At 71.7% G+C, this 20,107-nt stretch carries 22 protein-coding genes; 7 read left to right on the forward strand and 15 right to left on the reverse strand.

Going from position 1 to position 20,107, the window contains the following annotated elements; translation table 11 throughout:
• Positions 1-426: 426 nt before the first annotated feature.
• A complete protein-coding gene (locus tag ACZ6ZI_RS37475; protein WP_469528943.1) occupies positions 427-1,068 on the reverse strand; it encodes a DNA-3-methyladenine glycosylase in 642 nt (213 codons plus the stop codon).
• Positions 1,069-1,190: 122 nt separating this feature from the next.
• Between ACZ6ZI_RS37475 and ACZ6ZI_RS37480 the strand changes: the two genes are divergently transcribed.
• The 3 genes from ACZ6ZI_RS37480 to ACZ6ZI_RS37490 all read left to right on the forward strand — a co-directional run bounded on the left by ACZ6ZI_RS37480 (position 1,191) and on the right by ACZ6ZI_RS37490 (position 3,244).
• The gene (locus ACZ6ZI_RS37480; protein WP_363055618.1) at positions 1,191-1,973 is read left to right on the forward strand and encodes a sporulation protein; all 783 of its coding nucleotides are present in this window, start codon (positions 1,191-1,193) and stop codon (positions 1,971-1,973) included.
• Positions 1,974-2,058: 85 nt separating this feature from the next.
• On the forward strand, positions 2,059-2,592 hold the full coding sequence (locus ACZ6ZI_RS37485) for a YbhB/YbcL family Raf kinase inhibitor-like protein (RefSeq protein ID WP_363055619.1): 534 nt from the start codon (positions 2,059-2,061) through the stop codon (positions 2,590-2,592).
• A 148-nt stretch (positions 2,593-2,740) separates the two neighbouring features.
• On the forward strand, positions 2,741-3,244 hold the full coding sequence (locus ACZ6ZI_RS37490; protein ID WP_363055620.1) for an HNH endonuclease: 504 nt from the start codon (positions 2,741-2,743) through the stop codon (positions 3,242-3,244).
• A gap of 37 nt (positions 3,245-3,281) precedes the next feature.
• On the opposite strand, the gene ACZ6ZI_RS37495 is transcribed toward ACZ6ZI_RS37490, so the two are convergent.
• The 4 genes from ACZ6ZI_RS37495 to ACZ6ZI_RS37510 form a co-directional block, all read right to left on the reverse strand.
• Positions 3,282-4,052 carry a sulfite exporter TauE/SafE family protein gene (locus ACZ6ZI_RS37495; RefSeq protein WP_363055802.1) on the reverse strand — a complete coding sequence of 257 codons (771 nt, stop codon included), beginning with the start codon at positions 4,050-4,052 and terminating at the stop codon, positions 3,282-3,284.
• 95 nt (positions 4,053-4,147) lie between these two features.
• On the reverse strand, positions 4,148-5,122 hold the full coding sequence (locus ACZ6ZI_RS37500) for an SPFH domain-containing protein (RefSeq protein WP_363055621.1): 975 nt from the start codon (positions 5,120-5,122) through the stop codon (positions 4,148-4,150).
• 85 nt (positions 5,123-5,207) lie between these two features.
• Positions 5,208-5,636 (reverse strand): NfeD family protein, encoded by a 429-nt coding sequence (locus ACZ6ZI_RS37505; RefSeq protein WP_363055622.1) that lies wholly within the window; start codon positions 5,634-5,636, stop codon positions 5,208-5,210.
• Between the two features lie 56 nt (positions 5,637-5,692).
• A complete protein-coding gene (locus tag ACZ6ZI_RS37510) occupies positions 5,693-6,493 on the reverse strand; it encodes an ABC transporter ATP-binding protein (RefSeq protein WP_469528949.1) in 801 nt (266 codons plus the stop codon).
• A 133-nt stretch (positions 6,494-6,626) separates the two neighbouring features.
• On the opposite strand from ACZ6ZI_RS37510, the gene ACZ6ZI_RS37515 reads away from it, so the two are divergent.
• Positions 6,627-7,409 (forward strand): hypothetical protein, encoded by a 783-nt coding sequence (locus tag ACZ6ZI_RS37515; protein WP_363055624.1) that lies wholly within the window; start codon positions 6,627-6,629, stop codon positions 7,407-7,409.
• A gap of 99 nt (positions 7,410-7,508) precedes the next feature.
• Here ACZ6ZI_RS37515 and ACZ6ZI_RS37520 read toward each other — a convergent pair whose 3' ends face one another.
• The 3 genes from ACZ6ZI_RS37520 to ACZ6ZI_RS37530 all read right to left on the reverse strand — a co-directional run bounded on the left by ACZ6ZI_RS37520 (position 7,509) and on the right by ACZ6ZI_RS37530 (position 9,742).
• Complete coding sequence (locus ACZ6ZI_RS37520) at positions 7,509-7,754, reverse strand: chaplin (RefSeq protein ID WP_363055625.1); 246 nt, start codon at positions 7,752-7,754, stop codon at positions 7,509-7,511.
• A gap of 139 nt (positions 7,755-7,893) precedes the next feature.
• Positions 7,894-8,568, reverse strand: coding sequence for a response regulator (locus tag ACZ6ZI_RS37525; RefSeq protein ID WP_469528952.1), 675 nt, complete (start codon positions 8,566-8,568; stop codon positions 7,894-7,896).
• Positions 8,561-9,742, reverse strand: a complete 1,182-nt coding sequence (locus ACZ6ZI_RS37530) for a GAF domain-containing sensor histidine kinase (protein ID WP_469528955.1) — start codon at positions 9,740-9,742, stop codon at positions 8,561-8,563. Before ACZ6ZI_RS37530 ends, ACZ6ZI_RS37525 begins: the two co-directional genes overlap by 8 nt.
• A gap of 472 nt (positions 9,743-10,214) precedes the next feature.
• Here ACZ6ZI_RS37530 and ACZ6ZI_RS37535 point away from each other — a divergent pair, with 472 nt between their 5' ends.
• Positions 10,215-10,865 carry a transglycosylase SLT domain-containing protein gene (locus tag ACZ6ZI_RS37535; RefSeq protein ID WP_469528957.1) on the forward strand — a complete coding sequence of 217 codons (651 nt, stop codon included), beginning with the start codon at positions 10,215-10,217 and terminating at the stop codon, positions 10,863-10,865.
• A 113-nt stretch (positions 10,866-10,978) separates the two neighbouring features.
• Here ACZ6ZI_RS37535 and ACZ6ZI_RS37540 read toward each other — a convergent pair whose 3' ends face one another.
• Positions 10,979-13,486, reverse strand: coding sequence for an ABC transporter ATP-binding protein/permease (locus ACZ6ZI_RS37540; RefSeq protein WP_469528960.1), 2,508 nt, complete (start codon positions 13,484-13,486; stop codon positions 10,979-10,981).
• Between the two features lie 301 nt (positions 13,487-13,787).
• Here ACZ6ZI_RS37540 and serB point away from each other — a divergent pair, with 301 nt between their 5' ends.
• Positions 13,788-14,987, forward strand: coding sequence for a phosphoserine phosphatase SerB (serB, locus tag ACZ6ZI_RS37545; protein ID WP_363055630.1), 1,200 nt, complete (start codon positions 13,788-13,790; stop codon positions 14,985-14,987).
• A 193-nt stretch (positions 14,988-15,180) separates the two neighbouring features.
• On the opposite strand, the gene ACZ6ZI_RS37550 is transcribed toward serB, so the two are convergent.
• The 4 genes from ACZ6ZI_RS37550 to ACZ6ZI_RS37565 all read right to left on the reverse strand — a co-directional run bounded on the left by ACZ6ZI_RS37550 (position 15,181) and on the right by ACZ6ZI_RS37565 (position 17,723).
• On the reverse strand, positions 15,181-15,702 hold the full coding sequence (locus ACZ6ZI_RS37550; RefSeq protein WP_363055631.1) for a SixA phosphatase family protein: 522 nt from the start codon (positions 15,700-15,702) through the stop codon (positions 15,181-15,183).
• An 89-nt stretch (positions 15,703-15,791) separates the two neighbouring features.
• Positions 15,792-16,100 (reverse strand): hypothetical protein, encoded by a 309-nt coding sequence (locus ACZ6ZI_RS37555; RefSeq protein WP_469528963.1) that lies wholly within the window; start codon positions 16,098-16,100, stop codon positions 15,792-15,794.
• 205 nt (positions 16,101-16,305) lie between these two features.
• Entirely contained in the window at positions 16,306-16,425 is a 120-nt protein-coding gene (locus ACZ6ZI_RS37560; protein ID WP_363055633.1) for an SGM_5486 family transporter-associated protein, read from the reverse strand.
• Between the two features lie 5 nt (positions 16,426-16,430).
• Positions 16,431-17,723 carry a CynX/NimT family MFS transporter gene (locus ACZ6ZI_RS37565; RefSeq protein WP_469528965.1) on the reverse strand — a complete coding sequence of 431 codons (1,293 nt, stop codon included), beginning with the start codon at positions 17,721-17,723 and terminating at the stop codon, positions 16,431-16,433.
• An 89-nt stretch (positions 17,724-17,812) separates the two neighbouring features.
• Here ACZ6ZI_RS37565 and ACZ6ZI_RS37570 point away from each other — a divergent pair, with 89 nt between their 5' ends.
• Positions 17,813-18,490, forward strand: coding sequence for a FadR/GntR family transcriptional regulator (locus ACZ6ZI_RS37570; protein ID WP_363055635.1), 678 nt, complete (start codon positions 17,813-17,815; stop codon positions 18,488-18,490).
• 78 nt (positions 18,491-18,568) lie between these two features.
• Here the strand turns inward: ACZ6ZI_RS37570 and ACZ6ZI_RS37575 are convergent, their stop codons facing one another.
• Positions 18,569-19,105, reverse strand: a complete 537-nt coding sequence (locus tag ACZ6ZI_RS37575; protein WP_469528968.1) for a hypothetical protein — start codon at positions 19,103-19,105, stop codon at positions 18,569-18,571.
• A gap of 227 nt (positions 19,106-19,332) precedes the next feature.
• Positions 19,333-20,103, reverse strand: a complete 771-nt coding sequence (gene fabI, locus ACZ6ZI_RS37580) for an enoyl-ACP reductase FabI (RefSeq protein ID WP_363055636.1) — start codon at positions 20,101-20,103, stop codon at positions 19,333-19,335.
• Positions 20,104-20,107: the final 4 nt, after the last annotated feature.

Below are 20,107 nucleotides of genomic sequence, written 5' to 3' on the forward strand. Positions count from 1 at the left end.
AAGGAACGGACGCTTCCTTTGTACTCACCCTCTCGGGCTTTCCTCCGGGCTTTCGTTCTGTGTTCTTGCGTTTCCGACTCTATCAGACTCTTTCGTGTCCGATTTCCTCGGCTGCTTTCCAGGTTCTGCGCTTTCGCGCTTTCCCTTTCCGGCGGTTCCAACTCTACCAGATCATTTCCGCGCCGTTTTACCGGACTTGGATTTGAATTCGGTGACCGTTGGGGGTCTGTGCCTTTCGGCGCTCCGCTACGTTAGCGCTTTCCCCTTCCGGTTCATAATCGAGCCGGGCGGCGGGAATTCGAGCATGCCGAATAGGACCCCGCCAGGGGTAAGTCGTAGGTAGTGGTTTGGCCGCTCTGGGGGTCTGCTGATGGCAGTGCCCCGTTCAAGCGGCTCGGGCTACGTTAGGCGTCCCCGCGGGGCGAGTCAAGTTGTGCGGCGGCGTGGCGCGTGGGCGCGGTAGGGGCTGACCGTGGGGTCCCCCGTGATCCAGTAGCGGTACGGGTGGGCCGCGCCGGCACCGCCCACTCCCGTGCGCGGGCCGTTGCTCACCAGCTCGGGTGAGGTGGGGGTGCCGGCGAGCAGGGAGAGGGGCGCGTCGGGTCCCGCGCACAGGTCGGTGCCGTCCAGTGAGCGGTCCACGTCCAGGGCCGTGGCGAGGCGTGCCGGGCCTTTGGCGAGTTCGCGCGGGGTTCTGGCCGAGATCCGACGTTTGGACGCGAGGTCGGCGCCCACGGTGATCTCCCCCGCGCGCAGCAGTACGCCGCTCGCGTGGTCCGGGGGGCCGCACACCAGGTTGAGGCTGAACCACATGCCGTAGATGAAGTAGACGTACGCGTGTCCGGGCGGGCCGAACATCGACGCGTTGCGGGCCGTGCGGCCGCGGTAGGCGTGGGAGCCGGGGTCCGCGGCGCCCTCGTAGGCCTCCACCTCGGTGATGCGCAGTTCGAGGGGGCCGTCGGTGGTGCGGCGGACGAGGACGCGTCCGAGCAGGTCGGGGGCCACGGTGAGGACCGGGCGGTCGAAGAAGGACCGGCCCAAGGGCGTACGGTCGGGGCGCGCGCTCATCCGGTCGAGCGTAGTGGACGGCGTACGCGTGCAACCGGGGCCTAAGGTTCCGCGTTGGTAAGGGGTAGGCCGCCGGCCTGTCGTTTCCGTAGGTCCGTAATCCGTATCAGGGGAGTTTGAGCATGGGGTTCAGGAAGCTGTTCGCGAGCCTGGGTGCCGGTGGTGCTTCGGTGGACACGATCATCACCGAGCCGAACGTCGTGCCGGGCGGGATCGTCCAGGGTGAGGTCCGGATCCAGGGCGGGTCCGTCGAGCAGCAGATCGAGGGGCTGTCCGTGGGCCTTCAGGCGCGGGTGGAGGTGGAGGGCGGCGACGGCGAGTACAAGCAGGACGTCGTCTTCACCAAGCAGCGTCTCGGTGGTGCGTTCAAGGTTCAGGCGGGTGCCCTGCACGTGGTGCCGTTCGGGCTGGAGATCCCGGCGGAGACGCCGATCACCCACTTCGGGGGGCAGCACCTGCACGGGATGAACATCGGTGTGAGCACCGAGCTGGAGATCGCGCGCGCCGTGGACGCGGGCGACCTGGACCCGATCAACGTGCACCCGGTGCCGGCGCAGCAGGCGATCCTCGACGCGTTCCGGCAGCTGGGCTTCACGTTCCGCAGTGCGGACATGGAGCGCGGGCACATCCGGGGGACGCGGCAGACGCTGCCGTTCTACCAGGAGATCGAGTTCCTGCCGCCGGCGCAGTACCGGGGTCTGAACCAGGTCGAGCTGACCTTCGTCTCGGACGGTCGCGAGATGGACGTCGTGCTGGAGATGGACAAGAAGCCGGGGCTGTTCAGCGAGGGCAGCGACACGTACCGCTGCTTCCAGGTGGGGCTGCAGTCCTACGAGGGGACCGACTGGGCGGCGTACCTGAACCAGTGGATCGCCTCGGTCGGTTCGCAGCGCAACTGGTTCTAGGCTCGGGAGCTCGGGGCCGTACGTGCGCCACGCGTACGCGCGTGCGGCCTCACCCCTCATCCCGAGCGATCCAGGAGGAACAGCAGTGGCCGAGCAGAACAGGGCGCCCCTTCCGCACGCCTTCCACCCCGAGGTGGAGGCCTTCACCGTGACCAGCGCGGATCTCGCGCCGGGTGCGGAGCTGGCCGCGGCGCAGGTGCTGACGGGGGGCAACGTCTCGCCGGAGCTGCGGTGGGAGGGCTTCCCCGAGGGCACGAAGAGCTTCGCGGTGACGTGCTTCGACCCGGACGCGCCGACGGGCAGCGGATTTTGGCACTGGGTGCTGTTCGACCTGCCCGTGTCGGTGACCTCGCTGCCGGCCGGGGCGGGCAGCGGTGACTTCGAGGGTCTGCCGGAGGGGGCCGTGCACGTACGGAACGACTACGGCACCCGGGACTTCGGTGGTGCGGCTCCGCCGCGCGGGGAGCGGCACCGGTACGTGTTCACCGTGTACGCGGTGGACACGGAGGAGCTGGGTCCGGACGAGGATTCCTCGCCGGCGGTGGTCGGGTTCCATCTGCGCTTCCACGCCATCGGTCGTGCGCAGCTGATCGGTGAGTACGCGTCGCCGGTCGGCTGATCTTCGCCGAGCGTTTGCCCGGTCCTGGTCTAAGGAAGGCCAGGACCGGGCATTTTTATTGCGTTGTCCCGCGTGGCGCGCGCGGCCAGAGTGGTTGCGGGCCCTGCCGCCAGGGTGGTCGCGGGCCTGCGCACGGGAGGTGGGCGAGATGCGGGACACGCTGGTGCTGAATGCGAGCTTCGAGCCGCTGTCGACGGTGACCTTGAATCGGGCCGTGGTCTTGGTGCTCCAGGACAAGGCCGTGGTCGAACAGTCGCATCCCGAGCTGCGCGTGCGCGCGGCCACGATGGAGCTGCCGATGCCCCGGGTGATCAGGCTCTGCCGGTACGTGCGGGTGCCCTTCCGAAGACATGCTCCCTGGTCACGGAGGGGGGTGTTGGTCCGGGACCAACACCGGTGCGCGTACTGCGGGAAGCGCGCGACGACCGTGGACCACGTACTGCCGCGGGCCCAGGGTGGTGGGGACACGTGGTTGAACACGGTGGCCTCCTGTGCCGAGGACAACCACCGCAAGGCGGCGCGGACGCCGGAGGAGGCGGGGATGCCGCTGTTGCGCAAGCCCTTCGTGCCGTCCCCGGCTGACGCGATGCTGCTGGCCCTGGGGGTCGGGGGGCAGGACGGGTTGCCGGAGTGGCTGGCCCGGTCCGCCTAGTCCGCTCGCGCTGGGCGGCGTAGGTCTTCTACGTCGTTCAGCGGAGCAGGAGTTGGGCGATGGCGATGAGGCCGACCGTGACGATCACGGCGCGCAGGGCGGTGGGCGGGAGCTTGCGGCCGACCTTGGCGCCGATCTGGCCGCCGAGGGTGGAGCCGACGGCGATGAGCAGCACGGCGGTCCAGTCGAAGTCGGCGACGAAGAGGAAGAAGACGGCCGCGATGCCGTTGACGAGGGCGGCCAGGATGTTCTTGACGGCGTTGATCCGTTGCAGGTCCTCGTTGAGCAGCAGCCCCATGAGGCCGATGTAGAGGACGCCCTGGGCGGCGCCGAAGTAGCCGCCGTAGGCGCTGGAGAGCAGCATGCCGGTCAACAGGGCCGGGCCGCCGTCGGGGTGGGATCCGGGTCCGCCGGTGGCTTCCCGGCGGCGGCGCAGGGCCGCGGCGAGGCGGGGCTGGAGGACGACGAGCACCAGGGCCACCGCGATGAGGACGGGCACGATCGTGTCGAACGAGTCCGAGGGCAGGGTGACCAGGAGGACGGCGCCCGCGAGGCCTCCGACGAGGGAGACGGCTCCGAGGCGCAGGACGCGGCCGCGCTGGCCCTTCAGTTCCTTGCGGTAGCCGATGGCTCCGCTGATGGAACCGGGCACCAGGCCGAGGGTGTTGGAGACGTTGGCGGTCACCGGGGGCAGCCCGATGCCGAGGAGCACCGGGAACGTGATGAGGGTGCCGGAACCGACGATGGTGTTGATCGTGCCTGCGCCGATTCCGGCGGCGAGGACCGCGAGCGCTTCCCAGATGGACATGGACATGGACAGAGCCATCCCCTTCGAGTGAGTGGGTCGCCTCCCCGCCGTGAAGGTCGAGGGGCCTCACCGATCATGCACGAGGGGAGGGTCGCTCAGTCGATGGGGGGCTGCTCCCGGCGTTCGGCGGCGGCGCCGCCCTCGGGGGCCGCCTTGCCGGGGTTCTGCGGGTTGAACCCGCTCGAACCGCCCGCCAGGGGGCCGAAGTTGCCCATGGCGCCCGAGAGGCCCTTGAGCGCGTCACCGATCTCGCTGGGCACGATCCAGAGCTTGTTGGCGTCGCCCTCGGCGATCTTCGGGAGCATCTGGAGGTACTGGTAGGCGAGGAGCTTCTGGTCGGCGTCGCCGGCGTGGATGGACTCGAAGACCGTACGGATGGCCTGGGCCTCGCCCTCGGCCTTCAGCGCGGCGGCCTTGGCCTCGCCCTCGGCGCGCAGGATGGAGGACTGCTTCTCGCCCTCGGCGCGCAGGATCTCGGACTGGCGGACGCCCTCGGCCTGGAGGATGGCGGCGCGCTTGTCGCGGTCGGCGCGCATCTGCTTCTCCATCGAGTCCTGGATGGAGGTCGGCGGCTCGATGGCCTTGAGCTCGACGCGGTTGACGCGGATGCCCCACTTGCCGGTGGCCTCGTCGAGGACCCCGCGCAGGGCGGCGTTGATCTCCTCGCGGGAGGTGAGGGTCCGCTCCAGGTCCATGCCGCCGATGATGTTGCGCAGCGTGGTGACGGTGAGCTGCTCGATGGCCTGGATGTAGCTGGCCACCTCGTAGGTCGCGGCGCGGGCGTCGGTCACCTGGTAGTAGATGACCGTGTCGATGTTGACGACCAGGTTGTCCTGGGTGATGACGGGCTGGGGCGGGAACGGGACGACCTGTTCGCGCAGGTCGATCCGGTTGCGGATGGAGTCGATGAAGGGGACGACGATGTTGAGGCCGGCGTTGAGGGTGCGCGTGTAGCGGCCGAACCTCTCGACGATGGCCGCGCTGGCCTGCGGGATCACCTGGATCGTCTTGACCAGGGCGATGAAGACCAGAACCACCAGGATGATCAGGACGATGATGATCGGTTGCATGCGGTTCCCCGTGCCCTTCCGGCTGTCTGTGCTGCCCCGTTGATCGGAGTCTCGCAGACCCCGGGGCCGCGGGTCGGCTGCTTTCTCACATCACGACTGCGGTGGCCCCGTCGATGTCGACGACGTCGACGGACTGGCCGGGTTCGAAACTGGTGTCCGAGTCCAGGGCCCGGGCGGACCAGACCTCGCCGGCGAGCTTGATGCGTCCCCCGCTGCCGTCGACGCGTTCGAGGACGACGGCGGACCTGCCCTTCAACGCGTCGATGCCGCTGCGGTGTTGGGGGCGCTGGTGGCGGTGGCGGTTGGCGATCGGGCGGACGACGGCGATGAGCGCCACCGACACGATGACGAACACCAGGACCTGGGCCACCACTCCCCCGCCGAGCGCCGCCGTGACGGCGGCCGCGACCGCGCCGACGGCGAACATGCCGAATTCCGGCAGTGCCGTCAGGACCAGGGGGATGCCCAGTCCGACCGCGCCGATGAGCCACCACACCCATGCGTCGATGTCCACATGGTCATGGTAGGTCGGGTGGGCGCGGTCCGGACAGGGCGCGGGGAGGTGCGGATCTAACGCAGGGGCAGGCCCTGGGCCGTCCAGCGGTCGTGTTCGTTGCGCTCGACGACCAGCGGGAGGCCGAAGCAGAGCGAGAGGTTGCGGGAGGTCAGTTCGAGGTCGATGGGACCAGCGGTGACGACCTTGCCCTGGCGGATCATCAGGACGTGGGTGAAACCGGGGGCGATCTCCTCGACGTGGTGCGTGACCATGACCATGGAGGGGGCGAGCGGGTCGCGGGCGAGGCGGCCGAGGCGGCGTACGAGGTCCTCGCGGCCGCCGAGGTCGAGGCCGGCGGCGGGCTCGTCGAGGAGCAGCAGCTCGGGGTCGGTCATCAGCGCGCGGGCGATCAGGGTGCGCTTGCGCTCGCCCTCGGAGAGGGTCCCGAACTTGCGGTCGAGGTAGTCGGACATGCCGAGGCGGTCCAGGAAGGCGCGGGCGCGCTGCTCGTCGACGTCCTCGTACTCCTCCTGCCAGGTCGCGGTCATGCCGTAGGCGGCGGTGAGCACGGTCTCCAGGACGGTCTGCCGCTTGGGCAGCTTGTCGGCGAGGGCGATGCCGGCGACGCCGATGCGCGGGCGCAGCTCGAACACGTCGGTCCCAGGCTTGCCGAGGGTGCTGCCGAGGATCGTGGTCGTGCCCTTGGTGGGGAAGAGGTAGCTGGAGGCGAGGTTCAGCAGCGTGGTCTTGCCGGCGCCGTTGGGGCCGAGGATCACCCAGCGCTCCCCCTCCTTCACCGACCAGGAGACCTGGTCCACCAGAGCCCGGCCCTCGCGGACCACGGATACGTCCACCAGCTCCAGAACATCGCTCATGAGCGTGTTGTCACCCCTTGCAGTCACGGTTCTCTGTGCGCCGGCAGGCGCAGCCCCAGGGGAAAACCTACGCCACTCCGGAAGGGCTCCGGGCGCCAGGCCGGGCGCGGGGCCGGATCCGTAAAGTGGGGGGATGCTTTTCGAACCACGTTCAGGGCGGTTGGCCGCCTGGGGGAACGCACTGTTGGCCGGTCTGGTCTCGCCCGACGAGGCCGTTTCGTCGATCGTGGGCGAGGACGCCGCGCACCGGGTGTCCGGGCTGCCGGGGGAAGCGGGGCCGGTCGGTCTGTCGCTGGCGCTGGGACGGTTGCGGGCGCTGGGGGTGAGCGGGCTGCGGGTGGCGCTGCCGGCGCCGGGGCACCCGCTGGGGCTGAGCGGGCCGGCGGAGTTCAACGCGCGCGCCCTGGAGGCCGAGGAGGCGGTGGTGTGCGCGGGGGCCGCGCTGGGTCTGGTGCCGGAGGTCACGGAGGTGGGTCCGGCGGGTGACGTGCACGTCTCGGTGGTGTGGCACTGCCTGCCGGTACGGGAGGCCCCGCCGGCGGACGTGCCGTCGCTGGGCGAGGCCGAGCGGGAGCTGGCGGAGGCGGTGCGGGAGGCGACGACGGTGCTGACCCGGCTGGACGTGGCGGCGTCGGGGCCGGTGGCCGACGCGGCGCTGTCGGCGTACCGGGCGCGGGCGGAGGCGGGGCGGGAGGTCCTGGCCCCGGGGTATCCGCCGCGGGCGGTGCGGGTGCTGGCGTTGGCGCAGCGCGTGGACCTGCTGGTGTCGCTGGCGTACGAGAGGGGGCACGGGGGCGCCGTGGCGGCCTCGGAGATGGCGGCGCGGGCTGAGGCGCTGCGGCCGGTGGAGCGGGTGGCCCGGCGGGCCCTGGTGGCGGCGTACAACGCGGCGGTGGAGGAGCGCGAGCGGGGCTGAGCCCCGGGAAGCGGGGCCCGTACGGAGCGGCCCCGCTTCCCGGGGAGAGTGGGGGGAAGCGGGGCCGGCGGGCCCGTGCGGGGGCGGGCCCGGAGGGGATCAGGCGTTGACGCCGGTGTTGCCCCAGGCTCCGTTCAGCAGGCCGATCACGTTGACGGTGTTGCCGACCACGTTCACGGGGACGTGCACGGGGACCTGGAGCAGGTTCCCGGAGGCCACGCCGGGCGAGTTCAGGGCCTCGCCCTCCGCGGACGCACCGCCGTGCGCCGAGGAGACACCGGCGCCGGCGGCGACGAGGCCGCCCGCGATCATGGTGACGGCTGCGGCCTTCTTGAAGTTCTTCACGTTCTCGTCCTCCACTACGTCTGCCGCGACCAGCCGTCGCGGCACGGTATGGAGAACGGCGGCCGGCCTCCGCGGATACGCCATGTGGGCTACATGCACCCGACCGTATGAATCTCCGTTGAGGCGATTACCCGTCCGGTCAGTCGGTGATCCCGTGCCTGACCGCCCACAACGCGGCCTGGGTGCGGTCCGAGAGGTCCAGCTTCATCAGGATGTTCGACACGTGCGTCTTGACCGTCTTCTCGGAGAGCACCAGGGCGCGGGCGATCTCGCGGTTGGAGCGTCCGTCCGCGATCAGTGCGAGGACCTCGCGCTCGCGCTCGGTCAGGGCGCCGGGTCGGCCGGCGCCGGCGGTCTGGTCGTCCTGGGCCAGGAGGACCTCGGCGACCTCCGGCTGCAGCAGGACGTGACCCGCGTGCACGGAGCGGATGGCGGCGGCCAGGGCGTCGGGGTCGATGTCCTTGTAGACGTATCCCGCGGCGCCGGCGCGCAGGGCGGGGACGACGGTGCGCTGTTCGGTGAAGCTGGTGACGATCAGGACGCGGGCGTCCGAGTCGGTGCCGCGCAGCCTCCGCAGGGCCTCGATGCCGTCGGTGCCGGGCATCTTGACGTCCATGAGGATCACGTCGGGCCGCAGTTCCCCGGCGCGGGCGACGCCCTCGGCGCCGTCGCAGGCCTCGCCGACCACCTCGATGTCCTCCTGGACCTCCAGGAAGGTGCGCAGGCCGCGGCGGACCACCTGGTGGTCGTCGACGATCAGGACGCGGATGCGGCCGGGGCCGGGGCCGGGGGCCGGGGCGGGGGTGTCAGCCACCGGGGACCTCCATCTCGATGGTGGTGCCCGTACCGGGCTCCGAGCGGACGTCCAGTCGGCCTCCGGCCCCGCTCGCGCGGTCCCGCATGGAGACGAGCCCGAGGTGGCGGCCGGCGGTGCGGACGGTGGAAGGGGTGAAGCCGCGGCCGCGGTCGCGCACGCGCAGCACGGCCCCGCCCTCCGGGGTGCGGGCGAGGGTGACCTCGACCCGGTCGGACCCGGAGTGGCGCAGGGCGTTGTGGAGGGCCTCCTGGGCCACGCGCAGGACCGCTTCCTCCTGGGCGGCGGGCAGGGCCCGTACGCCGTCGCAGGTGAAGGTGACGTGTGCCTCGTGGGCCCGGTCGAGGACGCGGACGTGGTTGCGCAGGGTGGCGACGAGGCCGTCCTCGTCCAGCGCGGCGGGGCGCAGCTCGGTGACGGCGGCGCGCAGCTCGTCGGCGGCCTCCGCGGCGAGGGCGGCGACCTGCTGGAGCTCGCCCTTGGCGCGGGCGGGGTCCCGGTCGACGAGGGTGGCGGCGGCCTGGGCGGTCAGGCGCAGGGAGAACAGCTTCTGGCTGACGGCGTCGTGCAGCTCGTGGGCGAGGCGGGAGCGCTCCTCGGCGATGGTCAGCTCGCGGCCGCGTTCGTAGAGGCGCGCGTTGGTCAGGGCGAGGGCGGCGTGCTGGGCGAGGAGGGAGAGGAGCTCCTCGTCCTCGTCGGTGAAGCCGCGGCGCGGGCCGGGGTCGGCGGGGGCGCCGGGGTCGTCGCCGGCCCCCTCTGGGGTCCTCTTGTTCGCGAGGAAGAGCGCGCCGAGGGTCTCCTCGCCGTCCCGGATCGGCATGCCGAGGAAGTCGGCCATCTCGGGGTGCGCGGCCGGCCAGCCGCCGAAGCGGGGGTCCCGGCGGACGTCGGCCAGCCGCTCGGGGCCGTCCTGGTGGAGCATCGCGGCGAGGATGCCGTGCTGGCGGGGCAGGGGGCCGATGCGGCGCCACTGTTCCTCGCTCACCCCGTCCACGACGAACTGGGCGAAGCCCCCGTGGTCGTCGGGGACCCCGAGGGCCGCGTACTCGGCGTCGAGCAGCTCCCGGGCCGAGGCGACGATCGTGCGCAGGACGTCGTGGACCTCCAGGTGGCGGCTCATGGCGAGCAGCGCGCTGCTGACGGCGGCCAGTCCCGTACAGGGTCCGTTGTGCATGGGGTCACCGTACCGGCGGCCCTGACCTGCGGGATCGGGCCCGGGACGTAGGGCTGGGGACGGGGGCCGTCGTGCGCGGGGAGGGGATGCGGGGGTGTGGGGTCTGCCCTGGGGATGAGGGATCGGGGGGATCGGGTCGTCCTCAAGGAGGAGTTCGCTCACGCATTGCATTGCGAGTGCAACTCTGAGTGAGAGCGACGTAGGGACGGTGTGAGCCCCGGCATAGGACGCACATCACTTACGAAGCTCCGTAGTGGACGGGTAAAGGCTCTGTCAGTGCGGGCGTACGTAGCTCCGGGGCCCGAATCGGGGTGTCTTCGACGGCCCCTGATCCACTAAGCGGGATCGTACGTCACACCTTTGCCAGAGGATTTTGCCGCCGCTAAGAATGTCGACGTCGCACAGCGCCGCGGATCCCGGATCCACACGGCGCTTTCCTGCGGCCCCCGCTATTCGAAGAGGTTGCCCCGCCATGTCTGCTTCCAGCACTCCCGGTCACAGTCGTCTGACGAAGGCACACAAGCTGTCCCTCGCCGGTGTCGCCACCCTCGGCGCCTCCGCGCTCGCCTTCTCCCTCGTCCCGGCCGGCGCCACCACGGTCGCCGCCCCCGTGGAGAGCACGAACGTGGCCATGGCCCCGGTCGCGTGGAGCCAGTCGGTACAGCAGAACCTCACCGCGCAGCAGGTCGTGGCGAACAAGGCCGCCCAGGACGACGCGAAGGCCAAGGCCGCGGCGCAGGCGAAGGCGGACCGCGAGGCCAAGGCCGCCGCGAGCCGTTCCGCGGCCCGCACCCCGGTCTTCGCGAACAACCTCGACGGTTGGATCAAGGAAGCGCTCTTCATCATGAAGCGCGAGGGCATTCCCGGCACGTACGCGGGCATCCACCGCAACATCATGCGCGAGTCGAGCGGCAACCCCCGCGCGATCAACAACTGGGACATCAACGCGCAGAACGGCATCCCGTCGAAGGGCCTGCTCCAGGTCATCAAGCCGACCTTCGCCGCGTACCACGTCAAGGGCACCAAGTTCGACCAGTACGACCCGGTCGCGAACATCGTCGCCGCGTGCAACTACGCCGCCGACCGCTACGGCTCCATGGACAACGTGAACAGCGCCTACTAGGCCGCGCCCCACGGATCCCCCATGCGCCTCAGGGCGGCCCCCGGAACCTTCCGGGTGCCGCCCTGAGGCGTTTCGCGTGCGCGGGCGCCGGGACCCGGAGGTCCCGGCCTGCGTCACTTGCGCATGACCTCCGGCTCGTGGCGGCGCAGGAGCCGGGCCACCAGGAAGCCGCAGGCGATGCCGAGCAGCAGCAGGACGGTGATGTTGAGGCTCCACTGCCCGATCGTGGCGTCCCACAGCGGGTCGGTGTTGAGCGGGTTGTCGGCGTCCCACGGCGGCATGAGCTTGCCGAGGTTCAAGGTGGTGCCGGCGGCGGCGATGGCCCAGCGGGAGGGCATCAGCCAGGCGAACTGCTCCAGGCCCGGGGAGTCGTAGACCTGGAAGAGGATGCCGGTGAAGACGACCTGGACGATCGCGAACATGACGAGCAGCGGCATGGTCTTCTCGGCCGTCTTGACGAGCGAGGAGATCACGAGGCCGAACATCATCGAGGTGAAGCCGAGCGCGATCACCGAAAGGCAGATCTCGACGGCCGGCGGCATGACCAGGCCCTCCAGCGGCAGGTCGCGCGGGAAGAAGCCGATGGCGCAGATGATCACGCCCTGGAGGGCCGTGATGAAGCCGAGGACGATCACCTTCGACATCAGGTACGCCGACCGGGACAGGCCTGTCGCGCGTTCCCGTTCGTAGATGACCCGTTCCTTGATCAGCTCGCGGACGGAGTTCGCGGCGCCGGAGAAGCACATGCCGACTGCGAGGATCAGCATGATCGTGCCCGCGTCGCCGTTGAACCGGGACGGGGCCACCGGCGGGGCCAGGCCGAACTTCGCGGGGATCACCGTGGAGACCACGCCGAGGACGGCGGGCAGCAGCACCATCAGCGCGAGGAAGCCGGGGTCCGAGGCGATGACGGAGACGTAGCGGCGGATCAGGGTCCACAGCTGCGAGCCCCAGCCCTGCGGCTTCGGCGGGTTCATCTGCTGCGGCGACGGCATGGCGACGGGCTGCGGGGCGACCTGGTCGAGCTCGGCGGCGTACAGCTGGTAGTGCTGCGAGCCCTTCCAGCGACCGGCCCAGTCGTAGTCGCGGTAGTTCTCGAAGGCGGAGAACACGTCGGCCCACGTGGTGTAGCCGAAGAAGTTCAGCGCCTCGTCCGGCGGGCCGAAGTAGGCGACGGATCCGCCCGGGGCCATGACCAGCAGCTTGTCGCAGAGGGCCAGCTCGGCGACGGAGTGGGTGACGACGAGCACGGTGCGGCCGTCGTCGGCGAGGCCGCGCAGCAGCTGCATGACGTCGCGGTCCATGCCCGGGTCGAGGCCGGAGGTGGGCTCGTCCAGGAAGATCAGCGAGGGCTTGGTGAGCAGCTCCAGGGCCACGGACACGCGCTTGCGCTGACCACCCGAGAGCGAGGTGATCTTCTTGTCCTTGTGGATGTCGAGCTTGAGCTCGCGCAGCACCTCGTCGATGCGGGCGGCGCGCTCGGACTCGGCGGTGTCGCCGGGGAAGCGGAGCTTGGCCGCGTACTTCAGGGCCGTGCTGACCTTCAGTTCCTTGTGCAGGATGTCGTCCTGCGGGACCAGGCCGATGCGCTGGCGGAGCTCCGCGAACTGCTTGTACAGGTTGCGGTTGTCGTAGAGGACGTCGCCCTGGTCGGCGGGCCGGTAGCCGGTGAGCGCCTTCAGCAGGGTGGACTTGCCGGAGCCGGAGGGGCCGATGACGCCGATGAGCGACTTCTCCGGGACGCCGAAGGTGACGTCCTTGAGGATCTGCTTGCCGCCGTCGACCGTGACCGTGAGGTGGCGGGCCGAGAAGGAGACGTCACCGGTGTCGACGAACTCCTCGAGGCGGTCGCCGACGATCCGGAAGGTGGAGTGGCCGACGCCGACGATGTCGTTCGGGCCGAGGAGCGCGGTGCCGGACTTGGCGAGCGGCTGGCCGTTGACGTAGGTGCCGTTGTGGCTGCCGAGGTCGTGGATCTCGAAGCGGCCGCCGGGCATCGAGCGGAACTCGGCGTGGTGGCGGGAGACCTGGAGGTCGGAGACCACCAGCTCGTTCTCCAGGGCACGACCGATGCGCATGACGTGGCCCAGCGAGAGCTGGTGGAACGTCGTCGGGCTGCGGTGGTCGACGTGGGCGGGCCCGGACGACTGCGCGGCGGGCGCGTTCTGCTGCGGGGGCACGTACGGCTGCTGCTGGGCCTGCTGCGGCTGCTGGGCCTGCTGCGGCTGCCGCTGCTGCTGCTCCCAGGGCTGCTGCGCCACCGGGGCCTGGTAGGCCGGAGCCTGCTGAGCGGCGGCGGCCGGGGCCTGGTACGCGTGCTGCTGCGCGCCGGCGGCGCTCGGGTCCAGCCGGGGGCCGTCCGTCGCGTTGCCCAGGTGGACCGGCGTACCGGGCACCAGTTCGGCCTGCTGGACCCGGGCGCCGCGCACGTAGGTGCCGTTGGTGCTGCCGTGGTCCTCGATGCTCCAACCCCGGCCGTCCCAGCTGATGGTGGCGTGCCGCCACGACACCCGGGCGTCGTCGATCACCATGTCTCCCTGGGGATCGCGCCCCAGCGAGTACGACCTGGACGGATCGAGCGTCCAGGTCCTTCCGTTCAATTCCAGTACGAGTTCCGGCACTCCAGCCCCACTTAAGTCCCCCGAGAATCCCCCTGACGTCAGGGAGTCTAGGGATGGCGAACATCCGGGGGAACTATTTCAGGCCTTGGGCCACATGTGGAATCGGGGCCTTCCACACGCGTCCGCGGCTGCCCTTCGGCGGGGGCGAAAGTGACCCGGAGAGTGAAATACGGGACTTCTCGACCGGCGGTCGCGTCGGCTACCGCCCGGTAGCGATGCGGGGGGCGCCGGACGCGCGACGCGTTCACTGGGTGGGACGGGGGTCGGGTCCCGGGGACGGGGAAGATACGGTGAGGTCACCATGAGCGCTTCGCAGACCTCCGAGGTCCCCACCCTCCTCGTCAAGATCTTCGGCAAGGACCGTCCCGGGATCACCGCCGGGCTGTTCGACACCCTCGCCGCCTACTCCGTCGACGTCGTCGACATCGAGCAGGTCGTCACCCGTGGCCGCATCGTCCTGTGCGCCCTCGTCACCCATCCCACGGCCGGTACGGAGGGTGAGCTGCGGGCCACCGTCCACAGCTGGGCCGAGTCCCTCAAGCTGCAGGCCGAGATCCTCTCGGGCACCGGCGACAACCGGCCGCGCGGCAGTGGCCGTTCCCACGTCACGGTGCTGGGGCACCCGCTCACCGCGGAGTCCACCGCCACCATCGCCGCCCGCATCACCGAGGGCGGCGGCAACATCGACCGCGTCTTCCGCCTGGCCAAGTACCCGGTGACGGCGGTCGAGTTCGCCGTCTCGGGCGTGGAGACCGAGCCGCTGCGCACCGCCCTGGCCACGACCGCCGCGCAGATCGGGGTGGACGTGGCCGTGGTGTCGGCCGGGCTGCACCGCCGGGCGCAGCGGCTCGTCGTCATGGACGTGGACTCGACGCTGATCCAGGACGAGGTCATCGAGCTGTTCGCCGCGCACGCGGGCTGCGAGGCCGAGGTCGCCGAGGTGACCGAACGGGCCATGCGCGGAGAGCTGGACTTCGAGCAGTCCCTGCACGCCCGGGTGGCGCTGCTGGCGGGGCTGGACGCGTCGGTGGTGGACAAGGTCCGCTCCGAGGTGCGGCTGACGCCCGGGGCGCGGACCCTGATCCGGACCCTGAAGACGCTGGGCTACCAGGTGGGCGTGGTCTCGGGCGGGTTCACGCAGGTCACGGACGACCTGCGGGAGCGGTTGGGGCTCGACTTCGCCTCGGCCAACACGCTGGAGATCGTCGACGGCAGGCTCACCGGTCGGGTCACGGGCGAGATCGTGGACCGCGCGGGCAAGGCCCGGCTGCTGCGCCGCTTCGCCGGCGAGGCGGGCGTGCCGTTGGCGCAGACGGTGGCGATCGGCGACGGGGCCAACGACCTCGACATGCTGAACGCGGCCGGCCTCGGCGTGGCCTTCAACGCGAAGCCGGTGGTCCGCGAGGCGGCGCACACCGCCGTGAACGTGCCGTTCCTGGACGCGGTGCTGTACCTGCTGGGGATCACCCGGGAAGAGGTCGAGGCCGCCGACCTGGCGTGAGCGGCCTCCCGACGACGTACGGACGAGGAACGGGCGGGGGGGCCCGCGGGGGCGCCCCGGGGCCCCCCCCCCCCCGCGCCCCCCCCCGGGGGGGGCCCCCCCCCCCCCCCCCCGGCCCGGGCGGGGGGGGGCCCGGGGGGGCCGCGCGGGGGCCCCGCCCGTTCCTCGTCCGCGCGTCGTGCGCGGACCGGCCTCAGTGTTCCTTCGGCGTCCAGAAGTCGAGCAGGGTGCCCACCCCGGGTTCGAGGGACTTCCACGAGCCGGTGAAGGAGACGACGGCCAGCGCGGCGGTCGGGAAGCCGCTGCGGCCCATCCGGGCCAGGGTGTCGCCCTCGGCGCGCCCGGCGAGGACGTCGGCGAGGGCGTGCATGCCGGGGTTGTGGCCGATGACGAGCAGGTCGGCGACCTCGTCGGAGGTCTCGTTCAGCAGGGCGATGAGCTCGCCCGGGGAGGCGTCGTAGATCCGCTCTTCGTAGACGGTCCTGGGCCGGTGCGACAGTTCCTGGACGGCGAGCTTCCACGTCTCCCGGGTGCGGGCGGCGGTGGAGCAGAGGGCCAGGTCGAAGGTGATGCCGGTCTCGGCGAGCTTCAGCCCGGCGGCCGGTGCGTCCTTGCGGCCGCGTTCCGCGAGCGGGCGGTCGTGATCGGCGACCTGGGGCCAGTCGGCCTTGGCGTGCCGGAGGAGGGCGATCCTGCGGGGTGTGTCGGCGCTCATGGCTCCCAGCTTCGCATGAAACGAGCCACGGGGCGCAGGGTGTTGAGGGACCACCACCCGGGGGTGCGGCGCACCCCGGCGCACGCGGATCAGCCGACGGCGCGCAGCAGCTGGTGCGTGACGTGGACCAGGCCGGAGGCCTCTTCGGTGGCGGCCTGGGCCTCGCCGGAGCCGGCGAGCAGGAGCAGCAGGAGGCCGAAGGCGAGCGCGGGCAGGGCCAGGGTCCACCAGTGCAGTCGGGTGCTCGCGCCGGCGCCCGCGCGGGAGGCGCGACGGGCGGAGCGGGCCGGGCGGGCGGCGCCGTCAAAGGCGCGGCGGGCCGCTCGGACGGTCGGGGTGTGGCGGGGCGACCCGGGGAGCGGGGCGGCGAGGGGCGGGGTGTGCGTGGTGGCCGACATGGCCGCCTCCGTGGGTGTGCGGACGGGACGGGCTCGCTGCTTCGAATCTATGGATTCGAGGCGGCCGTTCCCATCCGGGGCACACCCCACTGGACCCTGAACCCGACCCCCTAGGGGATGGTGGGGATATCCCCACCCGCGCGGCCCGGCGCGGTGCGCGGTCGGGCGTCGACGCGGGCGCCCGAGAGGGCGTCGGCGAGGGTCGTCAGGGGGAGGCGATCGTGGCGATGACGGAGATGACCACGGTCACGAGGAGCATCGCGCCCAGCACGAGGCCGAGCTTCTTGCGACCGTTCTGGGGGTTGGGTTCGAGTACCGGCGACATGTCGTTCAGTCTCGCATGCCGCATTCGTCCTCGATCGTGCGGTCCCGGCCCGCGAGGAGGCCGAGGACGATCTGCGGGACGAGGAGGGCGGCCATCAGGGCCAGCGGGATGTCCCAGCCACCGCTGTGCTGGTACAGGGTGCCGATGACGAGGGGGCCGGGGATCGAGATGAGGTAGCCGGTGCTCTGGGCGAAGGCGGAGAGCTTGACGACGCCGGCCGGGGACTTGGCGCGCAGCCCGATCAGGGTGATGACGAGCGGGAAGGCGCAGTTGGAGACGCCGAGCAGGAGCGCCCAGGCCCAGGCGCCGGCGGCGGGGGCGAGGTAGAGCCCGAGGTAGCCGACGAGGCCGAAGGCGCCGAGGACGACGGCGATGGGCCCCTGGTTGCGCATCCGGCCGGCGAGGCCGGGGATGACGAAGGCGAGGGGGACGCCCATGACCATGGTGACGGCGAGCAGGACGCCGGCGGTGGAGGCGGAGACTCCGGCGTCGCGGAAGATCTGCGGGAGCCAGCCCATTGTGACGTAGGCGCCGGTGGCCTGGAGGCCGAAGTAGCAGGCCAGGGCCCAGGCGGTGCGGCTGCGGACGACGGAGGGGCCGGCGCTCTCGCGGGCGGCGGCGGGCGCGGCGGCCTTCTCCCTGCGGGCGGCGAGGGCGACGGGCAGCCAGGGCAGGACGGCGGCCGCGGCAAGCACGGCCCAGATCAGCAGGCCGGTACGCCAGTCGCCGCCGAGCGCGGAGGTCAGCGGGACGGTGGCGGCGGCGGCCAGGGAGGTGCCGGCGGCCAGGGCCATCGAGTAGAGGCCGGTCATGGTGCCGACCCGGTCGGGGAACCAGCGCTTGACGATCACCGGGAGCAGCACGTTGGTCAGGGCGATGCCGGCCAGGGACAGTGCGCTGGCGGCGAGGAAGGCGGCGGCGCTGTCCGCGAAGGGGCGGATCAGCAGGCCCGCGGCGACGGCGACCATGCCGGCGCAGACGACGGCGGCCGGACCGAAGCGGCGGGAGAGCCGCGGGGCGGTGACGCCGAAGACGGCGAAGCACAGGGCGGGGACGGAGGTGATGAGTCCCGCGACGGCGCCGCTCATGTGGAGGCCCGTGCGGGCCTCCTCGAAGAGGGCTCCGAGGCTGGTGATGGCGGGCCGCAGGTTGAGGGCCGCGAGCACGATGCCGACGACGAGGACCGGGCCCAGCCAGGTGGGCTGTCCCTCCGCTGTGGGGGTGGCCGTGCGGGCGGCCGGGGTGGGGGTCGGGATCGGGACGGGGCGGTGGAGGGTCTGGATGTCTTCGTCGGGCATTGAACCATCATAGAATCATGGGATGATTGGTTGTCCAGTCGTCGTACCGAGCGGGCTCAGGGAGCCCCTCCAGAGAGGACCCCGTCCGCATGCCGCTGACCTCGCCCCGGCGATCCGCGCTCGTCGACCAGGTGATCGCCCAGCTCAGGAACCAGATCACGTCCGGTGAGTGGCCGGTCGGCAGCCGCATCCCGACGGAGCCCGCGCTGGTGGAGCTGTTGGGCGTCGCCCGCAACACCGTGCGGGAGGCCGTACGGGCGCTCGCGCACAACGGGCTGTTGGACATCCGCCAGGGTTCGGGCACCTACGTCATCGCCACCAGCGAGCTGGCCGGGGTGATGCACCGGCGTTTCGCCGGCGCCGACCCCCGGCACATCGCGGAGCTCCGCTCGACGCTGGAGTCCTCGGCGGCACGGCTGGCGGCCGAACGGCGCACCGAGCGGGACCTCCAGCAGTTGGACGCGCTGCTGGCGCGGCGCGAGGAGGCGTGGCGCAGCGGGGACGCCGAGCGGTTCGTCGGGGCGGACGTCGGCCTGCACATGGCGGTGGTGACGGCCTCGCACAACGACGTGCTGATCGAGCTCTACGCCGACCTGGGCGACCTGGTGGCCGACTGGCTGCGCACGGACGTGGGCACCGAGCTGCGCGCGGCCGACCACCTGGACCACTCCCGGCTGATCGAGGCGATCCGGCGCGGGGACGCGGACGCGGCGGCCTCGGAGGCGGCGGGGTACCCCTTCGTCTGCCTCGCCAAGGAAGCCCGGTAGCGGGGTCGGCCGCGTCGGCGGGGTCGGTCGCGTCGGCCGGGACGGTCGCGGAGGCCGGCCCGCCAGCCGGTCAGGCGGTCAGCCGGTCGGGGGCTTCGTCGCCGCGGGGGGCCGTTCGTGGCTCACCCAGGCCGTACGGACCTCCTTCCAGCAGCGCCCCGTGAGCTCCACCCGGCCCGCCGGGTGGAGGGGGACGGCGGCCCCGTCGCCGTCGACGTCCCACCAGCGGTCGCATTCGACGTGCAGCCGCAGCAGGTCGGTCTCGGGGTAGGCGTTGTGGCAGGTCGCCACGACCAGCGAGCCGTCGATGCGCGTGTCGCAGTCGGCCCCGAAGAGTTCGACGGTCGGGGGCCTGGCGGGGGTCGCGGGGGGTTCGGCGGGGAGGTCGGCCGGGTGATCGGCCAGGCCGACGTGGTCGGCGAGGTTCGCGGGGTCCGCGAGGTCGGCGGGTTCGGTGAGGGCCGCGGGGTCGGCGGCTGCCGGGGACGTCGTTCCGGGAGCGGCCGACGGACCCGCCGCGCCCGGGTGCGCGGTCGCTCCCTCGGGGATCAGGAGTGCGGTCAGGACCATGGAGGTGACCAGCAGCGATACCGCTCGGCTCGGCCTGGCGCCCACGCCCGTGCCTCCTCCCCGTACCGGCCGGGAAGATCCCGACGTGGTCAGTTTGCAGGCATCCGTCCCGGTTTTCGACTCGGGAAGATCCGGTCAGACGACGAAAATCTGATCGAAGCCACCCCCTTCGCGGTGCCGCGGCGACCGCTTCCGGAGGCGGATACGGCGGTGGCCGCGCTCCCCCGGGGGAAACGCGGCCACCGCCGTACCGATGCGCGAGGCGCCTCGGATCAGGCACCCATCGCGTGCAGACCGCCGTCCACGTGGACGATCTCGCCCGTGGTCTTCGGGAACCAGTCCGACAGCAGCGCGACGACGCCGCGGCCCGCCGGCTCCGGGTCGCTCATGTCCCACTCCAGCATGGAGCGGCTGTTCCAGACGTCCGCCAGCTCGGTGAAGCCGGGGATGGACTTCGCGGCCATCGAACCGATCGGACCGGCCGAGACCAGGTTGCAGCGGACGTTCTCCTTGCCCAGGTCGCGGGCGAGGTAGCGGCTGGTGGCCTCCAGCGCGGCCTTGGCCGGGCCCATCCAGTCGTACTGCGGCCAGGCGAACTGCGCGTCGAAGGTGAGGCCGACGACGGCCGCGCCCTCCGCCGGGAACAGCGGCTTGCACGCCATCGTCAGCGACTTCAGGGAGAACGCCGAGACGTGCATCGCGGTCGCGACCGACTCGAACGGCGTGTTCAGGAAGTTGCCGCCGAGGGCGTCCTGCGGAGCGAAGCCGATGGAGTGCACGACGCCGTCGAGCCCACCGAGCTCGTCGCGGACCAGGCCCTCCAGGCGCGCCAGGTGCTCGTCGTTGGTGACGTCGAGCTCGATCACCTTGGCCGGCTTGGGCAGCTTGCGGGCGATGCGCTCGGTGAGCGTGGGGCGCGGGAAGGCGGTGAGGATGACCTCGGCGCCCTGCTCCTGGGCCAGCTTGGCGGCGTGGAAGGCGATGGACGACTCCATCAGCACCCCGGTGATGAGGATGCGCTTGCCGTCGAGAATTCCGCTCATGGTG

This window comes from Streptomyces sp. NPDC103540 (genome assembly GCF_055584445.1).

Bases quoted from the DNA above. Each gene is read 5' to 3' on its own strand.
- ACZ6ZI_RS37475 (WP_469528943.1), bottom strand. From the start codon at position 1,068: ATGAGCGCGCGCCCCGACCGTACGCCCTTGGGCCGGTCCTTCTTCGAC.
- ACZ6ZI_RS37480 (WP_363055618.1), top strand. From the start codon at position 1,191: ATGGGGTTCAGGAAGCTGTTCGCGAGCCTGGGTGCCGGTGGTGCTTCG.
- ACZ6ZI_RS37490 (WP_363055620.1), top strand. From the start codon at position 2,741: ATGCGGGACACGCTGGTGCTGAATGCGAGCTTCGAGCCGCTGTCGACG.
- ACZ6ZI_RS37495 (WP_363055802.1), bottom strand. From the start codon at position 4,052: ATGTCCATCTGGGAAGCGCTCGCGGTCCTCGCCGCCGGAATCGGCGCA.
- ACZ6ZI_RS37500 (WP_363055621.1), bottom strand. From the start codon at position 5,122: ATGCAACCGATCATCATCGTCCTGATCATCCTGGTGGTTCTGGTCTTC.
- ACZ6ZI_RS37510 (WP_469528949.1), bottom strand. From the start codon at position 6,493: ATGAGCGATGTTCTGGAGCTGGTGGACGTATCCGTGGTCCGCGAGGGC.
- ACZ6ZI_RS37515 (WP_363055624.1), top strand. From the start codon at position 6,627: ATGCTTTTCGAACCACGTTCAGGGCGGTTGGCCGCCTGGGGGAACGCA.
- ACZ6ZI_RS37530 (WP_469528955.1), bottom strand. From the start codon at position 9,742: ATGCACAACGGACCCTGTACGGGACTGGCCGCCGTCAGCAGCGCGCTG.
- ACZ6ZI_RS37535 (WP_469528957.1), top strand. From the start codon at position 10,215: ATGTCTGCTTCCAGCACTCCCGGTCACAGTCGTCTGACGAAGGCACAC.
- serB (WP_363055630.1), top strand. From the start codon at position 13,788: ATGAGCGCTTCGCAGACCTCCGAGGTCCCCACCCTCCTCGTCAAGATC.
- ACZ6ZI_RS37550 (WP_363055631.1), bottom strand. From the start codon at position 15,702: ATGAGCGCCGACACACCCCGCAGGATCGCCCTCCTCCGGCACGCCAAG.
- ACZ6ZI_RS37555 (WP_469528963.1), bottom strand. From the start codon at position 16,100: ATGTCGGCCACCACGCACACCCCGCCCCTCGCCGCCCCGCTCCCCGGG.
- ACZ6ZI_RS37560 (WP_363055633.1), bottom strand. From the start codon at position 16,425: ATGTCGCCGGTACTCGAACCCAACCCCCAGAACGGTCGCAAGAAGCTC.
- ACZ6ZI_RS37565 (WP_469528965.1), bottom strand. From the start codon at position 17,723: ATGCCCGACGAAGACATCCAGACCCTCCACCGCCCCGTCCCGATCCCG.
- ACZ6ZI_RS37570 (WP_363055635.1), top strand. From the start codon at position 17,813: ATGCCGCTGACCTCGCCCCGGCGATCCGCGCTCGTCGACCAGGTGATC.
- fabI (WP_363055636.1), bottom strand. From the start codon at position 20,103: ATGAGCGGAATTCTCGACGGCAAGCGCATCCTCATCACCGGGGTGCTG.